Here is a 23,705-nt window from a genome sequence, read left to right on the forward strand (position 1 = left end):
GCCCCGGTCAACCCGCCCCGGCCAACCCGCCCCGGTCAACCCGCCCCGGTCAACCCGCCCCGGTCAACCCGCCCCGGTCAACCCGCCCCGGTCAACCCGCCCCGGCCAACCCGCCCCGGCCAACCCGCCCTGGTCCGCCCCACCTCCGTGCCCTGTCGTCGGCATTGGTCGGGCTGCCGGTCGGCGCTTTTCCGGGGATTTCCTCGCGCGGCTCGTGGTGATCTTCCGATTAGTTGGAATTTTCCGAAATACATCGAAGAATCAGTTACTTCGTGACGATCACCCTCCCTAGGGTGTTCGGGTGAAGTTCGGAGTTCTCGGGCCGCTCACGGTGCGCACGTCCGACGGTGCGCCGGTGCCCATTCGCGGGAAACGCCTGCGAACCCTGCTTTCCGTGCTGCTGGTGCACGCGGGCCGGCCCGTTGCGGCGCACCAGCTCGTGGACGCGCTGTGGGAGGGCGAGCCGCCCAAGTCGTACCTGTCCAACCTGCACACCTACGTGTCCCGGCTGCGCGAGCGCCTGCCCGACCTGCGCATCGACCACACCGACGGCCTCTACACCGCCCGCGTCGACCCGGCCGACCTGGACCTGCTGGTCTTCCGCGGCCGGGTGGACGCCGCGCGGCTGGCCGTGCGGCGCGGTGAGCACGCGCTGGCCGCCGACCTCTACCGGAGCGCGCTGGAGCTGTTCCGCGACCGGCCGCTGCTGGACCTGGACGCGCCCGCGCTGGAACCGGAGATCTCGCACCTCGAATCGACCCGGCTGCTGCTGGTCGAGGACCGGTTCGAGGCGGAGTTGAACGCCGGGCGGCACGTGGAGGTGGTCGCCGAGCTGGAGGCGCTGGTCGCCGAGCAGCCGACCCGGGAGCGGCTGTGCCGCCATCTCATGCTCGCGCTGTGCGCGGCGGGCCGGCAGGCCGACGCGCTGGCCGCCTACCGCACCACCCGGGACCGGCTGGTCGAGGCGGTCGGCGTGGAACCCGGCCCGGCGCTGCGCCGCCTGCACCGCGAGATCCTGCGCGGCGACGTGCCCGAGCCGCAGACCGCCCCGCAGGCCCCGGTGTTCCCGATCTGCCAGCTCCCGCCGGACACCGCGGACTTCCGCGGCCGGCGCGCCGAGGTCGGGCGGCTGGTCGCCGAGCTGAGCGCCTCGGACGGACCGGTGCCGGTGGTGGTGCTCGCCGGGCAGCCCGGCGTGGGCAAGACGGCGTTGGCCGTGCGGGTCGCGCACCAGCTGCGCACCCGGTTCCCCGACGGCCAGCTCTTCCTGGACCTCAAGGGCTCTTCGACGGCCCCGCGCGCGCCGGGTGACCTGCTGGCCGGGCTGCTGCGGGCGCTGCACACCGACGTGCCGGAGGACGTGGCCGAGCGGGCGGCGACGTTGCGGGCGGTGCTGGCCGACCGGCGGGTGCTGGTCGTGCTGGACGACGCCGCGCACGCCGGTCAGGTGCGCGCCCTCCTGCCGGGTACCGCCGGCTGCGCGGTCCTCGTGACCGCCCGAAAGCGCATGGACGACCTGGCGGGCGCGACCCCGGTCCCGGTCGGCCCGTTCACCCCGGATGACGCGCGGGAACTGCTCGCGGCCGTCGCCGGACCCGAGCGGGTGGCAGCCGAGGAAGCGGCGGCCGACGAGGTGGCGCGGCTGTGCGGGCACCTGCCGCTGGCGGTGCGGATCGCGGCGACCCGGCTCGCCGCACGCGCCCACCTGGGCATCGGGGCGTTCGCCGAGCGGCTGGCCGACGAACGCGCGCGGCTGGACGAGCTGAGCGTGGACGGGCGCGGGGTGCGGTCCGAGCTGGCGCACGCCCACCAGCGGCTGTGCCCGCCCGCGCGGTGGGCGGCGGAGCGGGTCGCCGCGCTCGGGCCGCGGGACGTGCGGGAGCAGGACGTCGCCGACCTCCTGACCGACCTCGACGGGGACGCCGTCGTCGAGGAGCTGATGCGGACCGGGCTGCTGCTGTCCCGGGGTGTCGACCCGGCCGGCGAGCCGCTGTACCGATTGCCCGAGCTGTTCCGCCTCTACGTGCTCGAAAGCCGCTGAACCGCAAGAAGGGCCGCCGAACCGCAAGAAGGGCCGCCGAACCGCAAGAAGGGCGGGGACCTGGTGGCCCCCGCCCTTCGCCCGTGCGGTCCGATCAGGTGCCGGTGCAGGCGGCCGTGGCGAACGGGCCGGACGCGGTCTTGGTGGACACCACCGCGCCGTCCACGGTGATCTTGCAGGTCACCGTGCCGCCGTTCTCGCCGGCCGTGACGGTCAGCGTGCCGCCCTTGAAGACGCCCTTGTTCTCCACCTGCTTGGTCCACGGCAGCGCCGGCACGGTCTCCGACTTCGGGTCCAGCACCTCGCCGTAGAGGATCTCCACGTCGGTGGCGTCGCCGGTCACCTCGTAGTCGACCTTGGCGACCCGCTCGACCTCCTGCTTCACCTCGTCGACCGCGGCGTTGAAGATGAACACCCAGGTGATGCACACGCCCAGGCCCAGGACGGACGCCACCACACCGGCGATGGACAGGCCCTTGTTGCTGGCCTTGCCCTTGCTCACCCGGGCGATGCCGACGGCGGAGAAGATCAGACCCAGGATGACCAGGGGCCACGCGACGACCCCGATGAACGGGATCGGCGACAACACCAGCCCCACCACACCGAGGACGAACCCGGCGGTGCCCAGGCCGTTCCTGGGCGGCACGGGCGCGGACGGGGGCACGGGCGGGTAGGAGGTCTGCTGGGACATTTGTCCTTCACTTTCATTGCGAGAAACGGAATTCGCCCCGGCCGCGCAAATCGTGAGAACGGCTCGAAAGGGCGTCGCACAGCGTGCCAAGGCCCACCACACGCGGAGCACACACGCGTTGCACAAAGCCGCGGGCCGGGTCGCGCACCGCACCCGGGTCGGCCCGTTGCGTGACGGAACTGTGAGCGTCAATTTCTCGTGAGCCTTGCTAACGAACACTGGGGTAACGTCCGTGTTCGTGCGCCCCGATGACTTGAAGTCGCTGACCCTGCCCGGCTCGGTGTCGGTCCAGGGCGACCTCGTCCTGGTGAACGTCGCCACGCCCGACCTCACCGCGAACGCCTACCGGGGCGGCCTGCACCGCGTGCCCCTCGACGGCTCCGGCGCGCAGCGCTGGACCTGGGGCGAACGCGACCTCGCCCCCCGCATCTCGCCGGACGGCCGCTGGGTCGCCTTCCTGCGCGTCGCGGCGAAGGGCGACAAGCCGCAGCTGCACGTCATGCCCGCGACCGGCGGCGACGCGCGGCGGCTCACCGACCTGCCGCTGGGCGCGGGCGCGCCCGTGTGGTCGCCAGACTCGACGAAGCTCGCCTTCGCCACCCGCGTCCCCGAGGCCGGCCGCTACGGCGTGCCCATCGCCGAGGGCGAGGAGCCGTGGAGCGCGGAGTCCGAGGCGCCCCGCCACATAACGCGGCTGGACTACCGCTACGACGACATCGGCTTCGTCGGCGACCGGCACCCGCGCCTGTTCACCGTCGACGCGCTCGACCCCGAGGCCGAGCCGGTCGAGCTGACCGACGGCACGTTCAACGTGGCCGACCCGGCGTGGACGGCCGACGGCACCGCTTTGGTGTTCGTGGCCGACCGCGACCTGGGTGCGGTGGAGACCTTGCACCAGGACGTCTACCGGGTGCCTGTGGCCGGCGGCGAGCCGGAGCTGTGCGTGCGCGCGAAGGGCCTCGTGGCGCACCCCGTGGCGTTCGGCGACGGGATCCTGTTCTACGGCAGCGAGTTCACCGGCGTGCACAGCGTGGCCCGGAACATGAGCGTGTGGCGGTTCAGCGGTGGTGAGCTGACCCGGGTCACCGAGCTGGAGAGCGTCGACTGCGAGCGGGCGGCGGGCGCGCCCGTGGTGACCGACGCCGGCGTGCTGGTCGCGGTGCGCAACCGGGGCGCGGTGGAGCTGCGGCGCGTGCCGGCGGACGGTGTCGAGGTGCCGCTGGACGGGTTGGAGCCGCTGGCCGGTGAGCGGGCCGAGGTGAAGTCGTTCGCGGCGGACGGCGACGTGGTCGTGGCGGTCGTGACGCGCTCGGACAACACCGGCGAGGTCGTGCGGGTCGGCGGGGACGTGCTGACGTCGTTCGGGTCGACCGTGCCGCTGCGGCCGGCGGTCGAGTTGACCGGGTCCGCGTCCGACGGCTACCCGGTGCACGGCTGGCTGGTGCTGCCCGAGGGCGAGGGTCCGCACCCGGTGCTGCTGGTCGTGCACGGCGGCCCGTTCATGTACCACGGGTGGGGGTTCTTCGACGAGGCCCAGGTGTACGCGGCGGCCGGGTACGCGGTCGTGCTGCCCAACCCGCGCGGGTCCGCCGGGTACGGGCAGGCGCACGGCCAGTCCGTGGTCGGCGGGTTCGGCACGGTGGACGTGGACGACGTGCTGTCGGTGCTGGACGTGGCGCTGGAGCGGCCGGACCTCGACGCCGACCGGGTCGGTGTGATGGGCGGGTCGTACGGCGGGTTCATGACGTCCTGGCTGGCCGCGCACCACGGCGGGCGGTTCCGGGCGGCGTGGAGCGAGCGCGCGGTCAACGCGTGGGACTCGTTCTCCGGGTCGTCGGACATCGGCTGGTTCTTCACCGAGGCGTACTGCGGGCCGAACCTGGAGACGCAGCGGGCGATGTCGCCGTTGACGTACGCGGAGAAGGTGTCGATCCCGTTCATGGTGGTGCACTCCGAGCACGACTGGCGGTGCCCGCTGGAGCAGGCGCAAAGGCAGTTCGTGGCGCTGCGGCGCAACGGGGTCGAGGCGGAGATGCTGCTGTTCCCGGGCGAGGGCCACGAACTCACCCGCACCGGCCAGCCCCGCCACCGCAAGCAACGCTTCGACCACGTGCTCGCTTGGTGGGGTCGTCACCTGTCCTGAGGTCGCCGCGGGGTGTCGTCGCCCGCGCCGGTGAGCGCCTGCCCGCGGTCCTGGTTCGCGGGCAGGCGTTGCCTGCGGCCCCCGGTTTCCATCGTCCCAGGAGGCACCGACAGTTTCGGTGGTTCTGGCGGCCTTCTCCGAGTGCGGGGAGGCCGCCGTCGCTTTTCGGAGCGAGCCCGCTACCCTCTGGCGCCACCGGTCGTGTGCGCGCGACCGAGTTCGGGGAAAGCCGGCGGAGGTGGTGGGAGTTGCGGCACGCTCACCGGATGCAGTGGACAGTGCGGGCCGCCCGGCCCGACGACGCCCCGGAGATCGCCAGGATCAACGTGGACGCCTGGCAGCACTCGTACCGGGGCATCGTCGACGACCCGGTGCTGGACCGCATGCTGCCGGAGAGCAGGCTGCCCGCGCTGACCCGCGTCCTGCGGCTCCCCGAACCCAGCCGGGTGTTCGTCGCGGTCGGCCAGGACGGGCGGATCGGGGCGTACTGCGCGGTCGACGCGGTCCGGGAGTCCACCGACGCGCACCCGGACCTGCACACCGGCGAGCTGGTCGCGATCTACGCCGACCCGCGCTTCCACGGCACGGGCGCGGGCCACGAGGTGCACGAGGCCGGCGTGCGGCACCTGATGGACCAGGGCTTCCGGTACGCCGTGCTGTGGGTCTTCCAGGACAACGCGAAGACCCGAGAGTTCTACGAGTCCCACGGCTGGCGCCACGACGGCCTGGTCCACCGCTACGAACTGGGCAAGCAGCACCTCCCCGAGGTCCGCTACGGCCGCTTCCTCCCGATGCCGCGCCGCACCCGTGTTGCTCGATAGGCCGCGAGACCGCGAAGGCTAACGAGAGTCCAGCCAGGCCAGTAGAGCGGCGCCGTGCGCGTTGTCGGCTCGGTGGGCGGCGGCTCGGGCCCACCTGGCGGCCCGGGGTTCCAGGTCGAACGCCCGGGTGAGCAGCGGGAACGCCTCGGCGTGGTGACCGCGCAGGGCCAGTCCGATGCCGGCCGACCGCAACGCCGACGGGTCCTCCGGCGCACCCTCGGCCGCCGCCCGCAAGGACTCCACCGCGTCCTCCTCCGGCACACCCGGCGTGCCCGAGCGGATCAGGTGCCGGTGTGCCCGGGCGGTCGTCAGCAGGCGGGCAAGGTCGCCGACCGGGTCGCGCGAGTCGTCCACGCGCAGGTCGAACACCGGGTCGTCCCACTCACCGGTCGGCAGCCCGCCCCGGTCCGCCCCGACCACCAGCAGCGCCGCCGACTGGGGACCCCGGACGTCGCCGCCTTCCCGTTCCGCCGCCGCCAGCGCCGCGACCAGCCACGACGGCAGGTCGCCGGACGCCGAGCGGTAGGCGTCGAGCATCGCGGGCCACACCGTCTCGGACGCCATCATGTTGGCCTGCACCGAAACCCCGTCGCCCAGCGCGTGCCCGGCGGCCGGGATGCAGTCCGGGCCGGTGAACGCGGCCACCCCGCCCGTCGCGTCGACCACCGCGAACTGGGCTTCCGCGGCCTCGGGCTGGGTCGCCACCGCCGCCACCGCCAGCTCGGCGGTCATCCCCGACGCCACCAGCTCCAGCAACGACGTCCGCCACCACAGGTGCGAACCGGCCTGCGCCACCGCCGCGCCGACCCCGGCCAGCGCGGCGGGCACCCGCGTGCCGATCGCCAGGACCCCGCTCTGCACGGCGACACCGAGCGACCCCGTCGAGGGATCGCGCGCCACGATCGAGTAAGTCACGAACTCGATCATGTCAAAGCGGTCAGCCCAAAAGCGTGTAATTGAGTTCCTCGCACACCCGCGCCAGCGGCAGGTCGAGGCCGGGGTGCTCCAGCGGCAGCAGGACGTCCGGCGCGGCGGGCAGGCCCGAGCCGCCCGGCGGGTCCCACAGGCACACCGCGGGGTCGCCGGAGTCCATCGACGACCGGTACCACAGGCCGTCCAGCTCCGGGTACGCCGCGCGGATCGCCCGCGCCCACTGCTGGGTCATCGCCTTGGGACCCGAGCTGATCTCCTGCGACGCGCCCACCCGGGTCGGCCACAGGCCCGCGAGGTCGAGCAGGCGCAGGGTCCGGCGCGGGCGCAGCACCACCAGGAACGGGCTGCGCGTGCGGCGGTCCACCACGGACGTGGCCTGGAAGACCTCCGCGACGCTGGTCCGCACGGACAGCCCGAAGTACAGGACGCCCTGGTCGTGCGCGTGCGTCGGCGAGCCGTCCGGCGCGGGCGGCTGGGTGTCGAAGCGCGCGTGCGGCAGCGGGCCGGTGTAGCGGAAGCTGTTCCAGCGCTGCGGGTGCAGGCCCTTGGCCGCGAAGATGCGCACCAGGCGGGTCGCGCGGTGCACCGCCACGACGTCCTCGGTGCGGCGCAGGTTCGCCTGGAGCACGGCAGGAGCGGGCGGCTGGGGGAGCCGTGACATGAAGATCCCGTCGGGAGACGTCTGCTTACGCGGGCGTGCCCAGGTGGGCGGCCTGCTCGGTGACGCGGCGCGGGTCGCCGCCCGCGAGCAGCCAGTCCCGCGGCGAGGTGGGCCTGCCCTCGACCAGGAGGTCTTCCTGCTCGGTGGTCATGAACCCGGCCACGACCAGCGCGGGCATGTCGCTCGGGACGGCGGCCAGCACGGCCTCCAGCCCCGGCAGCACCCCGCCGCCCGCGAACTGCCACGCGGGCAGCCGCCACGAGCCGCGGTCCTTCCACCCGACCAGCCGGCCCACGCCGAGCCGGTGCCGGATGCGGCTGGTGTCCACGCCCAGCTGCCGGGCCGCCTCGGCGACGGTCAGCGCCGAGTCCCGCAACACCGCGTGCGCCACGACGGTGCGGGCGCGCGGCTGGTCGTCGCCCGCGTGGTGCGGGCTGAGGTCGAGGCCGACGTCGGTCAGCGCGTCCCGCTGGTCGGGCGTGAAGTAGCCCGCGGGGTCGGGGTGCGGCGGGGCCAGCCGCTTGGCCGCGTCCGCGACGAGGGAGAGGAACTCGTCGGGCGTGACCTGCAGACCTGCCTTGGCCAGGACGGCCTCCAGCGCGGGACTCATGCGCACAGGGTATCCCGTGCGTGCGCCTTTGTGCGCAAGGATTCCCCGAATGTCCCACGGCCTCGACTGAGCGCGCATATCTCGCCACTGTACGTAAACGTGCGAGGTGGGGCATGGTGACCTCGGCCTCACCGGCCTGGTCGATACGATGCCGCCGGTTGACCTACTGCGGGGGTGTCAGGTGGCGGTGCCGGTACGCACGGACAAGCGTGCGCTGGGTCTGTGGTTGCTGGTGATGGCCGCGGCCCTCGCCGTCGTCCTGTTCCGGTCCGGCACCGGCCTGATCGACCTGCGGGTGTACCGGGTCGGCGGGCAGGCGTGGCTGGAGGGCGTGCGCCTGTACGCGGAGGGGTTCCCGAAGCCGCTCGACGGTCCCGCGCTGCCGTTCACCTACCCGCCGATCGCCGCGTTCCTGTTCAGCGTGCTGGCGCTGGTGCCGTGGCCGGCGGCGGTGCTGGTGTGGACCACGGTCGGGTTGGGCCTGCTCACCGCCGTGTGCGTGGTGACGGCGCAGCACGTCCACGGGCGCGGCGAGAAGGCCGTGCTGGTCGGGCTGGCGTTCGCGGCCGGGTCGGTGCTGCTGGAGCCGGTGCGCGAGACGCTGGACTTCGGCCAGATCAACCTGCTGCTGATGGGCCTGGTCGCCCTGGACTGCCTGCTGCCCAAGACGAAGTGGCCGCGCGGCCTGCTGATCGGGTTCGCCGCGGCGATCAAGCTGACGCCGGCGGTGTTCGTCCTGTTCTTCCTGCCCCGCAAGCAGATCCGGCCGGTGGTGACGGCGTTCCTGTCGTTCGTCGGGTTCGGTCTGGTCGGGTTCGCGGTGGCGCCGACCGACACCAAGCAGTACTGGCTGGAGTCGCTGCTGGACCCGGGTCGCGTCGGCGGGCTGGCGTACGTCGGCAACCAGTCCTTGCGCGGTGTCGTGCACCGGTTGGGGTTCACCGGGTTCGCGGAGACCGCGGTGTGGGGGCTGTTGAGCCTGGTCGTGGTGGCGCTGGTGTGGATCGCGGTGCGGCGGGCGCAGGACGACGTGTCGGCGTTGCTGGCCGTGGCGGTCGGCGGGTTGCTGGTGTCGCCGGTGTCGTGGTCGCACCACTGGGTGTGGGTGGTGCCCGGGTTGGTCCTGCTGGTCACGCTGTCCCGGCTGTGGGCGGGGTTGGCGGCGGCGCTGTTCCTGGTCGCGCCGATGTGGTTCCTGCCGCACGAGAAGGACCTGGAGCTGGGGTGGAGCTGGTGGCAGCACGCCATCGGCAACGCGTACGTGTGGGTCGGGATCGCGGTCCTGGTCCTGCTCGTCCGGCGTCCGGTGCCACCGCGCGAACCGGCGCTGGTCGACTGACGCGCCCGGCGGCCTCCGGCGCCCGGTTCCGATGCGCCCGGCGGCCTCCGGCCCCCGATTCCATTGTCCCACGGGGGTACGACAGTTGATCATCGGCCGCGCCCCCCGCGCCGGCGGTGGCCGGTGCGGGTCGTCGGGTCAGCTGCCGCCGGTGATGAGGGCGACCGCGCGGTCCCGGGTCGCCTCGTCCACCTCGGCCACCGCGAAGTTGCGGTCCACGATGTGGCGGATCAGCGCGGGCTCCGGCGGCAGGCCGTGCTTGCGCAGGTAGTGCGGCACCGCGCCGGCCCAGATCCAGGTGCCGTCGGTGCGGAAGTTCAGCGGCACGTCCTGCTCGCCCGGCGCGAACTCGTCCACGTCCAGGTTCCGCGCCGCCAGCACGACCGGCGCCGCCTCCAGGTACGCCAGCAGCGCCTCGCGCAGTTGCGGGTTCACCGTCTGCCGGTTCACCACCGGGCGCCCGGCGTCGTCGCGGCCGTCGTAGACGTGTGCGGTGCGCAGCTCACCCGGCGGCACGACCTCCACCCGCGGCGGGAGGCCGACGCGCTGCCGCAGCCAGTCCGGGATGCGGTCGTCGGCGCGCGGGAAGGTGCGCAGCTCGTCCTGGAAGCCGATCACCGGCGGGGCGTTGCGCCAGTGCGGCTCGTCCTCGGCGTCGAAGTCGACCGAGAACGTGCCCGGCTGCTCGATCTCGTAGACCGCGGAGAGCCACGTGCCCCGGTCCGCCTGGTACATCCCGGCGCGGAGCTGGCCGAACAGCTGCACGACCTCCATCGGCGGGCGCACCGGGCGCCACTGGCCGTCCGGCCCGGCGAACGCGAGGTCCACCTCGATGTGCCGGCCGGCGGCCCGGTACTCGGCCCGCACCCGCTGCCAGCCCTGCGGGAGCGCGGGCAGCATCGCCCGGCCGATCCGCCGGACGAGCTGCTGCTGCTCCTGCTCGGACAGCGGTGTGGCTGGCTGGCTCATGCGTCGAACACCCCTTCGGCTCCCCCCGCACAGTGCGGGCTGATCTTAACGTCGATGCGGGAGCGCCGTGGTCCGGTTGGGTGAGCCCGCGGGTCAGCCGGAGGTCTTGAAGCTGTCGCTGATGGAGTTCTCCATCTCGCGGTACTGCTCGACGGTGTTCTTCACCTCGCGGCCCGAGGCTTCCATGGCCTCGACGGCTTCGCCGAGCGCGTCCAGGCCCCACTGCTCCACCGGGTCGAGCATCATGCGGAAGGGTTGGCAGATGATGCCGTAGGCGTCGGTGGGCATGCTCACGGTGCGGGCCGCGTCGATCGCGGTCTGGATGCGCGAGCTGAGGTCGGCCAGTTCCCTGCCGTGCGCGTCGAGCGTGTCCGAGACGATCTCGTAGCCGGTCATGCGTTCATCCCCCGATCAGTTCTTTCGCGGTTCCCCGTGGTTCATCGCGGACTCACCGCAGGAAGGATTGTCCGCCGAAGTCGTCGTCCTCGTCCTGGGGACGCGGCGGCCGGCGGTTCGGCTGCGGCGGTGGCGGCGCGGCGTGCCGCGGTCCGGGCGGCGGCTGGTCGTCGTCCTCGATGCCGAACCGGATCTCCTGGGCGCGCTGGTGGGCGGCCGGCGGGTCGTCCGAGGGCGGGGCCGGGAAGTTCTTCTTGGCCTCGTTGAACAGGACGTTCGCCGTCTCGTCCTGGGTGCCGATGGTCTCGGCCATGGCCTGCTGGAGCAGCTCCGGGATGCGCGACTGCGCCCGTTGCAGGGTCCGCATGATCTCGCCGGCGACCTCGGCCATCCGCTTGCCGCCCGCGGCTTCGGAGATCTCCAGGTGCTGGAGGATGCCGTTGGACCCGATGGTGAGCCGGATCTGGCCGTCCTTGGACGCCTCGGAGATCGACAGCCCCTGCACGCGGGTGGCCATCTCCTGGTAGCGGTCGGCCTTCTGCTGGATGCTCTGCTGCCACTGCTGGAGCATCCGCTCCGAGCCGCCGATGTCCTCGGGCACTGCCTGTTCCCCCTCGTCGTTCTCTGTCTGTTTCAGACGCGCCGGCAGGCGGTCCGGTTCCCCTTCGTGGTGGCACCGGACCGCCCGCCGCAGGCTGGAACCGCGGGCTTTCAGTTGACGCCGAGCAGGTCCACCACGAAGATCAATGTCTCACCCGGCTTGATGACCCCGCCCGCGCCGCGGTCGCCGTAACCCAGGTGCGGCGGGATGACGAGCTTGCGCCGGCCACCCACCTTCATCCCGGCCACACCGCGGTCCCACCCGGCGATGACCCGGCCGCCGCCGAGGGGGAAGCTGAACGCCTCGCCGCGGTCCCAGGAAGCGTCGAACTGCTCGCCGGTGGAGTGGGACACGCCGACGTAGTGCACGTGCACGAGCTGACCCGACTGGGCCTCGGGCCCTTCGCCAACGGTGATGTCCTCGACCACCAGGTCCGCGGGCGCAGGCCCGACGTGCGGCTCGACCACGGGCTTGGTCATGACGTTCTCCTACCGATCGGAATCGTTGCCACCCGAGTCAACCACGCCCTGCTCCACCCGGCCCCACGACCCACACCCCCCACGCCGCTCCATGCGCTGGCCTGGGCTGACGTGGGCCGGCGTGGGTTGGGCGGGTCGGGCGGCGCGGGCAGGCGCGGGTCGGGCGGCGCGGGCGTGCGTGTGGACGCATGGGCTGGGGCGGGTGGAGGCGAAGTCCCGGCGGGGATGCCGGCCGTGTCTACACATCCCGCGCCCGAAATGTGGGGAGCGGCGCAACGGACCGGTGCCCCGCCTCCGTCCTGGGGGCATGACGCGATGGAGTTGGGGTAGGCGGGCGGCCCTGGTGGGTGGGGCGGCGGTGGTTGTGGGGGTTGTGGCGGCTTCCGCTGTGCCGTCCACCCGGAACGGACAGCCCACCCTGCCGGTGGAGAACGTGCCGGTCGCGTTGGTCGCCTACGACGGCTGCGGGGCCGCGCTGGACGGACTCAGAACCGCGGCCAAGCCGCATGTCGGGGTGTACGGGCTCGGCAACAGGAGCCTGCTGTTCGCCGAAGGGGACGTCCAGTCCGCGGACGCCCGCCAAGCCGCCCCGCCAGAGGCTCAAGAAGCGAAAGAGCACTCCACCACCAACGTCCACGAGCAAGGCGTCGACGAGCCCGACCTCGTGAAGACCGACGGCACCAGGGTCGTCAGCGTGGTCGACGGCAAGCTCCGCGTGGTGGACGTGGCCTCCCGCGCCCTCACCGGCACCCTCGACCTCCCCTCCGGCCACGCCTCCCAACTGCTCGTCCGCGGCGACCGCGCCCTGGTGGTGGCGGGCTCGACGATGGTCCTTGAACGCGGCATCGTCGACCCCGGCTTCGCGCCCGCGCAAGGCTCCACGATCACCCTGGTCGACCTGAAGGAGACCAAGGTCATCGGCTCCCTCACCGTCGACGGCCGCTACCTCGACGCCCGCCAGATCGGGGACGTCGTCCGCGTCGTCGTCCACTCCAGCCCCCGCCTGCCCTGGGTCTACCCGGACGGCATCCGCTCCGAGGCCGAAGCGCTCATCCGCAACCGCGAGATCGCCGCCACCGCCCCCATCGAGTCCTGGCTGCCCAAGTACGAACTCACCGAGGACAACAAGAAGTCCAGCGGCACCCTGGTCGCCTGCGAACGCGTCAGCCACCCGGAAACCCACTCCGGCACCTCGATGCTCTCCGTCCTCACCTTCGACTTCCCCGGCGACCTCGGCACCGGCGACGCGGTCTCGATCCTCGCCGACGGCGACACGGTCTACGCCACCGACAAGTCCCTCTACGTCGCCGACGACCACCACCTGGTCCCCAACCAGAACCGCACCCCGGGCGTCACGGCGATCCACCAGTTCGACATCTCCCAGCCCGGACCGCCCAAGCACGTCGCCTCCGGCCAGGTCACCGGCAGCCCGCTCAACCAGTACTCGCTGTCCGAGCACGACGGCCACCTGCGCATCGCCACGACCGCCAACAACGCCGCCGGCATCCCCGAACAGCCACCCGCCTCGCAAAGCGCCGTCAGCGTCCTCAAGAAAGAGGGCTCGACCCTCAAAGAGGTCGGCAAGGTCGACGGACTGGGCATCGGCGAACGCATCTACAGCGTCCGCTTCATCGGACCCGTGGGCTACGTCGTCACCTTCCGCCAGACCGACCCGCTCTACACCCTCGACCTGTCCGACCCGACCAAGCCGCGCAAGGTCGGCGAGCTGAAGATCACCGGCTACTCCGCCTACCTGCACCCGGCGGGCGACGGCCGGCTGATCGGCGTCGGGCAGGAAGCCGACGACCAGGGCCGCATCCAGGGCACGCAGGTGTCGCTGTTCGACGTCTCCGACGCCGCGAACCCCAAGAAGGTCGCCGGGCACCACCTGCCGGGCGGGCACTCCGAGGTCGAGTTCGACCCGCACGCCTTCCTGCACTGGAAGGACCTCGTGGTCGTGCCGGTCATGACCTACCCGACGCGGGAGAAGCCGGTCGAGCCGCCCACCAGCGGTGTGCTCGTGCTCCGCTTGCAGGGCAACAGCTTCACCGAGGTCGGCACGGTCCGGCAGCAGGCCGCCACCGGCTACGACGGTGTCCGGCGGGCGTTCGTGGTGGGCGACGACCTGTGGACGGCGTCGACCGCGGGGCTCCAGGTCAGCAAGCTGGACGGGCTGGCCCAGCAGGCCTGGATCCCGTTCACCTGACCTTCTGGTCCAGGGTCCCGGTGAGCAGGCGGTGCGCGAGGACCGTGCCGCCTGCCATCGCCGCCGGGAAGACCACCAGCGCCGCCAACGGGATCAGGCACAGCAGGTAGGTCGGCACGGCGAACCCGAGCGTCACGGCCCGCCGGCTGCGCAGGACCCGCCGCCGCACGCCGAGCTTGAGCCCGCGCCGGGTGAACGGGATGCCGGTCAGCTCGATGCCGAGCAGGGTCGCGTTCACGCACACCGCGATCACCGGCACCACGGTCTGCCCCACCACGGGGATGAACCCGGCCGCGAACAACGGGATCGCGCACAGGATCGCCAGCCCCACCAAGAGGATCGCGTCCCGGATGCCGACACCGGCCGCCCGCGCCCAGCTCACCTTCTGCGACTCCGGCACGCCACCCAGGTGCTCGTCCTCGATGGTCTCCGCGATGTGCTCGTAGAACGGCCCGCCGATGATCAGCGTGATCGCCGAGAACAGCAGCAGCCCCACGGCCAGGAACGCGCCGATGATCGACGCGCCCGCCACCACGCGGGTCGCCGTGCGCAGGGACTCGTTCCAGTCGTCGGCGAACGGGGTCGCCCACGCGGCGATGTCGTCGATCCACATGCCGAGCGCGACGACGCTGCCGATCAGCAGGACCGTGGTGATCAGCGCCGGGATGGCGCCGATCAGCAGCAGCCGGGGCGAGCGGAACACCAGCCCGAAGCCCTTGGCGAGCAGTCCGACACCGGTGGAGAAGTCGCGCAGCACCCTGATCACCGGCGGAGCATAACCGCCGCGGCTACGCCACCGGGGCCTGCTTGCGGGACATCAGGCGGTCCAGCCACAGCGCGCCCGCCGCCAGGCCCAGGAACAGCACGGCGACGGCGGTGCAGTTGACCAGGACCCGGCCGTAGCCCAGCTCGGTGACGTTGACGAACGCGTACGGGTACCAGTCGATCACCGCACCCCGTACGAGCGTGAACGCCAGCCACGCCAACGGCAACACCACCGAACACCCGATCACCCGCCCGTTGATCGCGCCGCGCGGGCCGAACGCCAGCCACCCGACCACGCACAGCACGGGGGACATGGTGTGCAGCAGGAAGTCCGCGAACGCCGCCGCGCCGGTCAGTTCGAACAGACCTTTGAGGACGAGGTGGAACACGACACCGGTCACGGCGATGGCCAGGACGCCGTCCAGGCGCAGCGTGCGGAACAGGGTGGACGGGCGGTCCGGGTTCGCGGCCAGCAGCGCGCTGGTGATCAGGACCAGGACGTTGGACTGGATGGTGAAGTAGGAGAAGAGGGTGAACAGGCGCGACCCCAGGTCGGGGAAGCGGCCGGAGTTGATCCCGGCCGTCACCACGATCTGCACGACCAAGCCGACCAGCACCACCAACGCCGTGAAGCCGAACCACCCGCGCCGAACGTCCATGATCGCTTACGTTACCCGGCGATAAGTCGGCTCGCCCGGTCGAGGAACGTCGTGGCGCGCGGGTCAGCCGACTCTTTCGGCCAGATCGCGGAGATCCTTGCGGAGGTTGTTGCGCACGAACCAGGCCATGAGGGGTTCGAGCAGCCGGTAGCTCCCGCCCTGGACCCGGATCGACGCGGCCGTGCCCTCCGGGGCGGGGTCGAAGCGGTAGGTCACGTGCATGGGGAACGGGCCCGCGACCGAGCGCATGTCGAGGAGCGTCGGGGGTTCGTGGGCCTCGACGCGCAACACGTAGTCGATGCGGCGGCCCAGGAAGTGGGCGGTCCGGGTCACCTCGGCCCCGACGCCGAAGCCGCCGCCGGGAGCGGGGGTGGTGAGTTCGGCCCGCTTGATGCCCTGTGTCCACTCGTGGTCGTGGTGCCAGTCCATGGCATATGCGGCGACCTGCTCGGGTGGGCGAGCGATCGTGCGTCGAGCAGTCACGTCCATTCCGTCATCCTCCACTGCGGACCCGGCTCGCGCAGGGGACGTCGAACAGCCGGGTCCGGACGCGACACCGCGTGGGAGGTCAGCGGCGGCGGCGGAAGGAGAAGGCGCGGGCGCCTGTGCCCACGCCTGCCAGGTGGAGGGCGACGCACAGCAGGCCGGCCATGAGGAGGGTGCCGCCGTCGACGGTGCCGAGTGAGGCGTTGGCCAGGTCGAGCAGGAGGGCGAGACCGAAGATGACCGCGGCGATGATCGCGAACACGGGAGCCTCCTTGGGGAGTTGTTGACCGTCGTCTACCCCGCCGACAACCCCGCCAAGCAGGCGTTCGGAGCAATTCCCGGTCAGAGGTGCAGACCCAGGTAGGTCAGCGGGCCGCGGTCGGGCACGTCGATCTCGTGGAAACCCAGGCGGTCGTAGAACGCGCGGGCCGGGGTGTTCACGGTGAGCGTCCCCAGGTGCACGCCCGGTACGCCCTTGCGGGTCAACGCGTCCAGGAAGGCTTCCATCAAGCGCCGCCCGTGGCCGGAGCGCTGGTGGTCGGGCAGCAGGTCGATGTGCAGGTGCGCCGGGTAGTCCGCCAGCGCGGGGATGACCATGCGTTCCGGGTGGTGCAGGAGCCACACCATCTCGTCGGTGGGGTGACCGGCGGGTCGACCAGCGGGAAGCGGTCGCTGACCTTGGGGAGCCAGTCGGTGGTGAAGCGGTCGACGAACGCCGGGTGTCGGAGGTGCCCAGGACGTAGCCGACGGCGCGGTTGCCGTCGTCGGCGACGAAGGCCGGCTCGGGCTCCAGTTCCGCGTACGGCCAGGCGAAGATGCTGGGCATCAGCTCCAGGTCTGGGTAGAGGTGACTCGAGTCGCCGCCCGCGTCGGCGGTGCGCACGCAGATGTCGCCCACGGCGGCCCGGTCGGCGTCGCGGTAGGGCCCGATCAGCACGGTTACGCCTTCAGGCGGGGCGTGCCGGAACCGCCGGCTCGCGCCCACGCCACCAGTCCGGCCACGTCCACGCCGTGCGGCGGGTCGTCCCGGTACGGCTCGATGTTGCGCGCGCCGCGGTCCACGAGGGACTGCGCGCCCCTGGCGTTGCCGCGGGCCGCGTGGGTCAGACCGACGGCCAACTGGGCCAGGCCCCGCCACAGTTCCCGCTCGGGCTCGGGCGCGGACTTCCACGCGTCCTCCAAGACCTCGTGCGCGTGGAACGGCTTGCCGTCGTCCAACAGCCGTTGCGCCTCGGTCAACGACTCCTCGGGTGTGCGGGGCACGCCTTCGGGCTGGCGCTCCACGCCCGGAGCGTCGTACGGGAGGGGACGGCCCAGGCCGTCGCGCGGGCGGGCGTTGCGGGCCCGGCCCGCGTCGTCGCGGTCGCGCGGACTGCCGGTCATGGCCTTGATCGTGTCACGACCGGCCGTCCACGCGCACCCGTCAGCCCTTCTGCCCGCTGGAGAACCGGACCTGGTTGCCCGACGGGTCGCGGAACGAGCAGTCCCGCACTCCGTAGGGCTGGTCGATGGGCTCCTGGACGACCTCCGCGCCCGCCGCGCGGATCCGCTCGAACGTGCCGTCCACGTCGTCCACCTGGAAGATCACCCCGTCCAGCGCGCCCTTGGCGAGCAGTTCCCGGACGGTCACGGCGTCCTCGGGCGAGCGGGCCATGATCGGGTTGCACAGCGCGATCTGGACGTCCGGCTGCTCGGGCGGGGTGAGCGTGAGCCACCGCCACTCGCCCATGTCGGCGTCGACGCACGGCTTGAGGCCGATGACGTCCCGGTAGAAGGCGAGGGCGGCGTCCTGGTCGTGCACCTGGATGAAAGTGTGCGAGAGCTTCATGGCCGCGACGCTAACGCCGCAGGTCAGGGGCGTGCTTCTCGAAATCTGCTTGGGCGGTCGGCGTGCTTGACCCAGCAACTCGGCACGGCGGCGGACACCGAGTGGTCCCGCGCCCGGTAAGCGCTGGGGGACTCGCCGACCAGCTCGGTGAACCGCGTGCTGAACGACCCGAGCGAGGTGCAGCCGACCGCCATGCAGACGTCGGTGACCGACATGTCCCCGCGCCGCAGCAGGGCTTTGGCGCGTTCGATGCGTCGGGTCATCAGGTAGTTGTAGGGCGTCTCCCCGTACGCGGCCTTGAACTGCCGGGCGAAGTGCGAAGTGGACATCAGCGCGGCGCGCGCCATGGCGGGCACGTCCAGCGGCCGGGCGTACTCCCGGTCCATGAGGTCCCTGGCCCGTCGCAGGTGGGCGAGTTCCTCCGGGGTCACACGAGCAGCATCCCACGCCCATACTGGCGGTTGTGTCCGAACCGGACTGGGTCCTGCACGTGGACCTCGACCAGTTCATCGCGGCGGTCGAGGTCGCGCGGCGGCCCGAGTTGAAGGGCAGGCCGGTGGTCGTCGGCGGCAACGGCGACCCGACCGAGCGCGCCGTGGTGGCGACCGCGTCCTACGAGGCCCGCGAGTTCGGCGTGCACTCGGGGATGCCGCTGAAGATCGCCGTGCGCAAGTGCCCGGACGCGGTGTTCCTGCCCTCCGACCCGGCCGCGTACGAGGCGGTGTCGGCGCACGTGATGGACGTGCTGCGGGAACTGCCCGTGGTGGTCGAGGTGATCGGGTGGGACGAGGCGTTCCTGGGCGCGCGCACCGACGACCCGGAGGCGTTGGCGGCCACCGTGCGGTCCCGGGTCGAGTCCGAGACCGGCCTGTCGTGCTCGGTGGGGATCGGGGACAACAAGCTGCGCGCCAAGCTCGCCACCGGGTTCGCCAAACCCGCCGGGATCTACCGCCTGACCAGGGAGAACTGGGTCCCGGTCATGGCCGCGAAGCCGGTGACGGCGCTGTGGGGGATCGGGTCGCGGACCGCGAAGAAGCTCGCCGAACTGGGCATCGGCACGGTCGAGGAGCTGGCCCGGAGCGACCCGGCTGAGCTGGCGGCGCGGTTCGGGCCGGCGATGGGGCCGTACTTCCACCGGCTGGCGCTGGGCGCGGGGGACACCGAGGTCACCGCGACGCCGTGGGTCGCCCGGTCGCGGAGCCGGGAGACGACGTTCCAGCACGACCTGACCTCGCGGGACGAGATCCGGGAGCAGGTGGCGGCGTTGGCGCGGCGGGTGGCGGAGGACGTGAAGGCCGAGGGACGCCCGGTGGTGCGGGTGGTGGTGAAGGCCCGGTTCGCGCCGTTCTTCACCTACACGCGCGGGGTGACGTTGGCCGGGCCGACGCTGGACGCCGGACCCGTCGAGCAAGCTGCGCTGGCCGCGTGGGAGCGGTTCGACGACGACCGGCCCGTGCGGTTGCTGGGCGTGCGGGTGGAGTTCGCTAGTTGAGGCCCAGCGAGCGGACCAGGTCGTCCAGTTCGGCTTCGTAGAGCTTGCCCGGTTGCATGGTCTGGGCGCGCAGCCGGCCGTAGACCTCCAGCGTGACCAGGCCGTGCATGCGACCCCACACGCGCAGCGCCAGCGCGACGGCGGCGGGCGGCAGGTCGGGGTGCTCGGCGCGCAGGTCCGCGGTGACGTGCGGGTCGAAGTCCTCCCAGCGGTGGTCGCCGTGGGACTGGGTGGCGGCGGCGGTCGGCCAGGCGGCGACGACCAGCTCGACGAGGTCGGCGCAGGCCCGTTGCTCGGGTTCGATGCCCTCCGGGGGCGGCTGGTAGCCGGGGACGGGGTCGCCGTAGATGAGCCGGAAGCCCTCCGGGTTCGCCAGCGACCACTCGCGGAACGCGCGCGCCCACGCCAGGAGGCGGGCCGCGGGACCGTCGGCGGCGTCGCGCGCGGCTTCGGCTTGGCGGACGAGGTCGCCGTAGACCTCGCCGATGAGCGTGGTGACCAGGTCGTCACGGGTCGGGTAGTAGCCGTAGATCGCGTTGGCGGTCATGCCCATCTCGCGGGCGATGGCGCGCAGGGAGATCGCGTCCGGGCCGCCTTCGGCCATGAGCTTGAGCGCGGTCGCGCGGATCTCGGCGGACGTCTCTGCGCGCAGCCGCGCCCGCCTGCTGAGCACCTGGACAGCCATGTTGACACTCTACAGCGTTGCTGTACTGTGCGGCATATTGCAACTATACGCCGTGCAGTAAAAATACGGAGTACATCTTGATGTCTGGGGTCGCCGCACGCCCACGCACGGGCCCGCGGATCTACTTGCTGGCATTCGCGCAGTTCATCGTGGCGATGGACTACAACATCGTGTTCGTCGCGCTGCCCGACGTCGGCCGCGCGCTCGGGTTCTCCGCGCAGTCCCTGCAATGGGTGCTCAGCGCGTACGCGGTCGGGCTCGGCGGTTTCCTGCTGTTCGGCGGGCGGGTGGTGGACCGGCTCGGCGCGCGGCGGGCGTTCGTCGGCGGGCTGGTGCTGTTCGGGCTCGCGTGCCTGGCCGGTGGGCTGGCCGTCGACCAGGGCGTGCTGGTGGCGGCGCGGGCCGCGCAGGGCCTGGGTGGGGCGTTGCTGACGCCGGCGACGCTGGCGTTGATCGGGTCGGGGTTCGCCGAGGGGCCGGAGCGCAACCGGGCCCTGTCGGTGTGGGGCGCCGCCGGCAGTGGCGGGCTCGCGGTGGGGGCGCTGCTCGGCGGGGTGCTGACCGACGCGTGGGGCTGGGAATGGGTGCTGCTGGTGATGGTGCCGCTCGCGCTGGGCGCGGCCGTGCTCGCGCCGTTCGTGCTGGCTGCGGACCCGCGTGGCCTCCGGCCCCCGGCTCCATCGTCCCACGGGGTACCGACAGAGTTCCACGGGCTGGCGGCAGAGTCCCACGGGCTGGCGGCAGAGTCCGACGGGGTACCGGCGGAAAAGCCCGGGTTTGACGTGGTGGGGACGTTGTTGGCCACGGCCGCGTCGGTGTTGTTGGTGCTGGGGCTGGTCACCGGACCGGAGACCGGGTGGGTGCGGGGCGGGGTGACCGTGCTGGCCGGGCTGGTGGTGTTCGGGGTGTTCCTGCTGGTCGAGAGGCGCACGCGGGAGCCGTTGGTGCCGACCCGGCTGCTGGGGAACCGGGCGTTGCTGACCGCGATCGGCGTGATCCTGGTGTTCCAGAGTTCGCTCGGTGGCGCGTACTACCTGACCACCACGTATCTCCAGGACGTTCTCGGGTATCGGCCGCTGGCCGCCGGGCTGGTGTTCCTGCCGCTGACGCTGGTGTCCATGACCGCCTCGCTCAAGCTCCTCGGGCCGGTGATCGCCCGGTGGGGTGTGCGGCGCGCGCTGGTCGTCGGGATGGTCGGCAACGGGGTCGGCATCGGGTTGCTCGCGGCGGGAATGGCTGTGCAGGGCGGGTTCTGGGTGTTGCTGCCCGGGCTGGTGGTGTGGGGGATCGGCGGTGGTCTGACGTTCCCGGCCATGTTCATCACCGCGTCGGCGGGGGTGGACGCGGGTCAGGAAGGGGTCGCGTCGGCCGTCGCCACCACGGCGCAGCAGGTCGGCGGTGCGATGGGGCTCGCGGTGCTGGTCGCCATCGCCGGCACGTCGGCGGGCACTGCGGGCGCGGCGCTGGTCGCGGGCCTGGCCACGGTGGTCGTCGGACTCGGGCTCGCCGCCCGGCGCTGACCGCGTATGAACCTGTTGGACGCTCGCGCGGTTTCGCGGCTGGGAAATACGCGAGCGTCCAACAGGTCGTATGTGGTGCCGGACCGCTAGTCGTGAGCGAGTTCGGCCGGGGTTGCGGCAAGTCACCCCGTCGGGGGCTTTTCGTCACCCCCGACGGGGTAAGCCGGGGTGTCCCCGCGTGCGGAGCGTGGCCGGCACAGAGCATCGAGCGCATGTCCCGCACCCACCTGCTCGGTGTCCTCGGCGCGGTCGCCCTGGTCACGGCGGTCGCGCTCACCGGAACCGGCACCGCCGACCCGCTGCCGGGCGGGCTCGGGCCGTGCCTCGGCCCGCAGTGCCCCGACCCGTACCCGCCGATCCACAACGGCGGCATCGCCGGCTACGACGAAGCGGTCAACGTGTTCGTCGGCGGCGACTACCTGGTCCGGGCGAGCGCGGCCGAGGCCGAGGGACTGGTCGTGGTGGGCGGGAACTTCGACCAGAACAAGGCGGCCGGAGCGTCACCGTCCGACAACGTCGGCCTCGTCGGTGTGGGCTCGCGCGTGCCACCGCCGCCCGGGTCGGACTTCCTGGTCAGCGGCGGCTCGGTGACCGTCGCGGACGGCCGGAAACTGCTCGCCGAGGGCGGCAACATCCATTACGCGGGCGCGTTGACCGGCACCTACACCGGCACCGACAAGCCCGACCCCGACGCGTTCAAGCCCTACGCGGGCCTGTCGGCGGAACTGACCACGGCCAGCACCTGCTACGCCTCGGCCACTGCCACGGGCACGGCGGTCAACCAGAACTACCAGACCCTGTTCACGGGTGACGGGACGTCCGCGCTCCAAGCGTTCAATGTGGACCTCGACCAGGTCGGCAATTCCGGCGGGCAGCAGGGTTGGTGTTCACGGGCATCCCGGACGGGGCGACCGTGCTGGTCAACCTCGTCGGCGACGCCCGCAAGATCGCCACCTACACGGGCGAGATCGCCGACGGCGGGCAGCTCAACTCCATGCGCGAGCGGCTGCTGTGGAACTTCCCCACGGCGACGACGGTCGAGTTGGCCGGGGGCGCGCAGTTCCAGGGCAGTGTGCTGGTCGGCAACCCGGCGAGCATGACGACGGTGACCATGCCCGGCGTCAACGGGCGCTTCTTCACCACGGGCTCCCTGACCCACGGCGGGTCCGGCGGCGGCACCGGCAACGAGTTCCACGCGTACCCGTTCACGGGGGACTTGCCGTCCTGCCAATCGACAACCACGACGACCACGACGGACACGACCACGACGACCGACGCCACCACCACGACTGGCGGCGGCACTACGACTACGACCGCTGCGACGACGACCGGGCCGGCGACCGTCACCACGACGACCGCGGTCCCGCTGGGGGACGGCGAGTTGGCGAGCACGGGCAAGGAACTGGCGCCGTTCGTCATGGTCGGCGGGATGCTGCTGTTCAGCGGCACGGCCCTGCTCGCCCTGATCGGGCGCAGGCGGCGCGGCTGGGAAGAAGAACGGCCCGCCCGCGCAGGGGCGGGCGGGCCGGTGCGGCGTTGATCAGACGCCGGCGATGGACTGGATCCAGGAGCGGTAGCGGGTGACGTTGGTGTACGCGGTCGTGGTCTGGCGGTCGCTCGTGGACGCCACGCCGATCTGCACGCCGTTGTACATCATCGGACCACCCGAGTCGCCGCCCGCGGTGATGCCGTCGCCGCGGCGGGCGCAGATCGCGCTGCCGCCGTAGGCGTCGGTGCACGCGCCGGACACGACGACGTTGGCGACCTTCAGGTAGCGGGACTGGCAGTTGATCTCGGAGCCGCACCGCGAGGTCGCGCCCCACCCGTAGACCTGCACCGTCGTGCCGGCCGACGGGCCGGTCGAGGCGAGGCGGGCGTAGGTGGCCGAGACCGAGCGGTCGAGCCGGACCAGGGAGATGTCCGCAGAGTGGTTGTAGGTCTGGACGCCGTTGGCCACGGTGCCGCCGGTCGTCTGGTCGAGGCTGCCGATCCGGAACGACAGGCCGCCACCGCCGACGCAGTGCCGGGCGGTCAGGATCCACGTGGGGGCGATGATCGTCGCGGTGCACGTCTGCCGGCCGTTGGAGAACAGCCGTGCCGCCCACGGCGCGTTGGACGCGTAGCCGCCGCCGATGATGTACGGCGACACGCCACCGTCGTTCGCGGGCGCGGCCGAACCGGTCGGCGCCAGGGCGAGCAGGGACAGCAGAGCGGCTGCGAGCGCAGGGATCAACCTGGTGATTCGCAAGGTTCCTCGTTTCCGAAAGACACGCGATTTCTCGCGCACAGGGCGTCTTTGGTCGACAACGAGTATTACCAGCCAATAGTGTGAAACGGGACATACCGACTCGGTCATAGCGCGGCATTACGACGCCGTTCG

General features: G+C 72.2%; 26 protein-coding genes and 1 pseudogene. 9 read left to right on the forward strand and 18 right to left on the reverse strand.

Annotation, left to right across the window (positions count from 1 at the left end):
- Nucleotides 1–301 precede the first annotated feature (301 nt).
- On the forward strand, nucleotides 302–2,041 hold the full coding sequence (locus RIN75_RS33385) for a BTAD domain-containing putative transcriptional regulator (protein ID WP_309116063.1): 1,740 nt from the start codon (nucleotides 302–304) through the stop codon (nucleotides 2,039–2,041).
- A gap of 94 nt (nucleotides 2,042–2,135) precedes the next feature.
- Here RIN75_RS33385 and RIN75_RS33390 read toward each other — a convergent pair whose 3' ends face one another.
- Nucleotides 2,136–2,732, reverse strand: coding sequence for an MmpS family transport accessory protein (locus tag RIN75_RS33390; RefSeq protein WP_309116064.1), 597 nt, complete (start codon nucleotides 2,730–2,732; stop codon nucleotides 2,136–2,138).
- A gap of 238 nt (nucleotides 2,733–2,970) precedes the next feature.
- Here RIN75_RS33390 and RIN75_RS33395 point away from each other — a divergent pair, with 238 nt between their 5' ends.
- Together RIN75_RS33395 and RIN75_RS33400 are read left to right on the forward strand one after the other, a co-directional pair.
- A complete protein-coding gene (locus RIN75_RS33395; RefSeq protein WP_309116065.1) occupies nucleotides 2,971–4,875 on the forward strand; it encodes a S9 family peptidase in 1,905 nt (634 codons plus the stop codon).
- Nucleotides 4,876–5,141: 266 nt separating this feature from the next.
- The gene (locus RIN75_RS33400; RefSeq protein WP_309116066.1) at nucleotides 5,142–5,696 is read left to right on the forward strand and encodes a GNAT family N-acetyltransferase; all 555 of its coding nucleotides are present in this window, start codon (nucleotides 5,142–5,144) and stop codon (nucleotides 5,694–5,696) included.
- Between the two features lie 18 nt (nucleotides 5,697–5,714).
- On the opposite strand, the gene RIN75_RS33405 is transcribed toward RIN75_RS33400, so the two are convergent.
- The 3 genes from RIN75_RS33405 to RIN75_RS33415 are packed head-to-tail and all read right to left on the reverse strand — an operon-like array spanning nucleotide 5,715 to nucleotide 7,900.
- Complete coding sequence (locus tag RIN75_RS33405) at nucleotides 5,715–6,623, reverse strand: DUF1028 domain-containing protein (RefSeq protein WP_309116067.1); 909 nt, start codon at nucleotides 6,621–6,623, stop codon at nucleotides 5,715–5,717.
- A 10-nt stretch (nucleotides 6,624–6,633) separates the two neighbouring features.
- Entirely contained in the window at nucleotides 6,634–7,290 is a 657-nt protein-coding gene (locus RIN75_RS33410) for an RES family NAD+ phosphorylase (protein ID WP_309116068.1), read from the reverse strand.
- Between the two features lie 25 nt (nucleotides 7,291–7,315).
- On the reverse strand, nucleotides 7,316–7,900 hold the full coding sequence (locus tag RIN75_RS33415; protein WP_309116069.1) for a DNA-binding protein: 585 nt from the start codon (nucleotides 7,898–7,900) through the stop codon (nucleotides 7,316–7,318).
- Nucleotides 7,901–8,087: 187 nt separating this feature from the next.
- Between RIN75_RS33415 and RIN75_RS33420 the strand changes: the two genes are divergently transcribed.
- On the forward strand, nucleotides 8,088–9,239 hold the full coding sequence (locus tag RIN75_RS33420) for a glycosyltransferase 87 family protein (protein ID WP_309116070.1): 1,152 nt from the start codon (nucleotides 8,088–8,090) through the stop codon (nucleotides 9,237–9,239).
- Between the two features lie 138 nt (nucleotides 9,240–9,377).
- On the opposite strand, the gene RIN75_RS33425 is transcribed toward RIN75_RS33420, so the two are convergent.
- The 4 genes from RIN75_RS33425 to RIN75_RS33440 all read right to left on the reverse strand — a co-directional run bounded on the left by RIN75_RS33425 (nucleotide 9,378) and on the right by RIN75_RS33440 (nucleotide 11,684).
- The gene (locus RIN75_RS33425) at nucleotides 9,378–10,208 is read right to left on the reverse strand and encodes a hypothetical protein (protein WP_309116071.1); all 831 of its coding nucleotides are present in this window, start codon (nucleotides 10,206–10,208) and stop codon (nucleotides 9,378–9,380) included.
- Between the two features lie 93 nt (nucleotides 10,209–10,301).
- Complete coding sequence (locus RIN75_RS33430; protein WP_309116072.1) at nucleotides 10,302–10,604, reverse strand: type VII secretion target; 303 nt, start codon at nucleotides 10,602–10,604, stop codon at nucleotides 10,302–10,304.
- 52 nt (nucleotides 10,605–10,656) lie between these two features.
- Entirely contained in the window at nucleotides 10,657–11,205 is a 549-nt protein-coding gene (locus RIN75_RS33435; protein ID WP_309116073.1) for a YbaB/EbfC family DNA-binding protein, read from the reverse strand.
- Nucleotides 11,206–11,315: 110 nt separating this feature from the next.
- Nucleotides 11,316–11,684 (reverse strand): FKBP-type peptidyl-prolyl cis-trans isomerase, encoded by a 369-nt coding sequence (locus RIN75_RS33440; protein ID WP_309116074.1) that lies wholly within the window; start codon nucleotides 11,682–11,684, stop codon nucleotides 11,316–11,318.
- A 307-nt stretch (nucleotides 11,685–11,991) separates the two neighbouring features.
- Between RIN75_RS33440 and RIN75_RS33445 the strand changes: the two genes are divergently transcribed.
- On the forward strand, nucleotides 11,992–13,890 hold the full coding sequence (locus RIN75_RS33445; protein WP_309116075.1) for a beta-propeller domain-containing protein: 1,899 nt from the start codon (nucleotides 11,992–11,994) through the stop codon (nucleotides 13,888–13,890).
- On the opposite strand, the gene RIN75_RS33450 is transcribed toward RIN75_RS33445, so the two are convergent.
- From RIN75_RS33450 to RIN75_RS33485, 8 genes are all read right to left on the reverse strand, one after another.
- Nucleotides 13,883–14,647, reverse strand: coding sequence for an EI24 domain-containing protein (locus RIN75_RS33450; protein WP_309116126.1), 765 nt, complete (start codon nucleotides 14,645–14,647; stop codon nucleotides 13,883–13,885). The genes RIN75_RS33445 and RIN75_RS33450 overlap by 8 nt on opposite strands.
- 31 nt (nucleotides 14,648–14,678) lie before the next feature.
- Entirely contained in the window at nucleotides 14,679–15,314 is a 636-nt protein-coding gene (locus tag RIN75_RS33455; RefSeq protein ID WP_309116076.1) for a Pr6Pr family membrane protein, read from the reverse strand.
- 63 nt (nucleotides 15,315–15,377) lie between these two features.
- Nucleotides 15,378–15,797: an SRPBCC family protein gene (locus tag RIN75_RS33460; RefSeq protein WP_309116077.1), complete on the reverse strand. Its 420-nt coding sequence runs from the start codon at nucleotides 15,795–15,797 to the stop codon at nucleotides 15,378–15,380.
- Between the two features lie 85 nt (nucleotides 15,798–15,882).
- The gene (locus RIN75_RS33465; RefSeq protein ID WP_309116078.1) at nucleotides 15,883–16,062 is read right to left on the reverse strand and encodes a hypothetical protein; all 180 of its coding nucleotides are present in this window, start codon (nucleotides 16,060–16,062) and stop codon (nucleotides 15,883–15,885) included.
- 80 nt (nucleotides 16,063–16,142) lie between these two features.
- Complete coding sequence (locus tag RIN75_RS33470) at nucleotides 16,143–16,427, reverse strand: GNAT family N-acetyltransferase (protein WP_309116079.1); 285 nt, start codon at nucleotides 16,425–16,427, stop codon at nucleotides 16,143–16,145.
- Between the two features lie 312 nt (nucleotides 16,428–16,739).
- Nucleotides 16,740–17,183, reverse strand: a complete 444-nt coding sequence (locus RIN75_RS33475) for a DUF309 domain-containing protein (protein ID WP_309116080.1) — start codon at nucleotides 17,181–17,183, stop codon at nucleotides 16,740–16,742.
- 40 nt (nucleotides 17,184–17,223) lie between these two features.
- Nucleotides 17,224–17,628: a VOC family protein gene (locus tag RIN75_RS33480; RefSeq protein ID WP_309116081.1), complete on the reverse strand. Its 405-nt coding sequence runs from the start codon at nucleotides 17,626–17,628 to the stop codon at nucleotides 17,224–17,226.
- A 23-nt stretch (nucleotides 17,629–17,651) separates the two neighbouring features.
- Nucleotides 17,652–18,059 carry a helix-turn-helix transcriptional regulator gene (locus tag RIN75_RS33485; protein WP_309116082.1) on the reverse strand — a complete coding sequence of 136 codons (408 nt, stop codon included), beginning with the start codon at nucleotides 18,057–18,059 and terminating at the stop codon, nucleotides 17,652–17,654.
- Nucleotides 18,060–18,091: 32 nt separating this feature from the next.
- Here RIN75_RS33485 and RIN75_RS33490 point away from each other — a divergent pair, with 32 nt between their 5' ends.
- Complete coding sequence (locus RIN75_RS33490) at nucleotides 18,092–19,120, forward strand: DNA polymerase IV (protein WP_309116083.1); 1,029 nt, start codon at nucleotides 18,092–18,094, stop codon at nucleotides 19,118–19,120.
- Here RIN75_RS33490 and RIN75_RS33495 read toward each other — a convergent pair.
- Nucleotides 19,113–19,805: a TetR/AcrR family transcriptional regulator gene (locus RIN75_RS33495; RefSeq protein ID WP_309116084.1), complete on the reverse strand. Its 693-nt coding sequence runs from the start codon at nucleotides 19,803–19,805 to the stop codon at nucleotides 19,113–19,115. The genes RIN75_RS33490 and RIN75_RS33495 overlap by 8 nt on opposite strands.
- A 125-nt stretch (nucleotides 19,806–19,930) precedes the next feature.
- On the opposite strand from RIN75_RS33495, the gene RIN75_RS33500 reads away from it, so the two are divergent.
- The 3 genes and pseudogenes from RIN75_RS33500 (at nucleotide 19,931) to RIN75_RS33510 (ending at nucleotide 22,865) form a co-directional block, all read left to right on the forward strand.
- Nucleotides 19,931–21,325 carry an MFS transporter gene (locus RIN75_RS33500; RefSeq protein ID WP_309116085.1) on the forward strand — a complete coding sequence of 465 codons (1,395 nt, stop codon included), beginning with the start codon at nucleotides 19,931–19,933 and terminating at the stop codon, nucleotides 21,323–21,325.
- 212 nt (nucleotides 21,326–21,537) lie between these two features.
- A pseudogene (locus tag RIN75_RS33505) lies at nucleotides 21,538–22,119 on the forward strand (choice-of-anchor A family protein); the annotation flags it as partial.
- 119 nt (nucleotides 22,120–22,238) lie between these two features.
- Entirely contained in the window at nucleotides 22,239–22,865 is a 627-nt protein-coding gene (locus tag RIN75_RS33510) for a choice-of-anchor A family protein (RefSeq protein ID WP_309116086.1), read from the forward strand.
- On the opposite strand, the gene RIN75_RS33515 is transcribed toward RIN75_RS33510, so the two are convergent.
- A complete protein-coding gene (locus RIN75_RS33515) occupies nucleotides 22,866–23,573 on the reverse strand; it encodes a trypsin-like serine protease (RefSeq protein WP_375296056.1) in 708 nt (235 codons plus the stop codon). It abuts the gene before it with no gap.
- Nucleotides 23,574–23,705 lie beyond the last annotated feature (132 nt).

This window comes from Saccharothrix sp., from assembly GCF_031180885.1.
GTDB lineage: Bacteria > Actinomycetota > Actinomycetes > Mycobacteriales > Pseudonocardiaceae > Actinosynnema.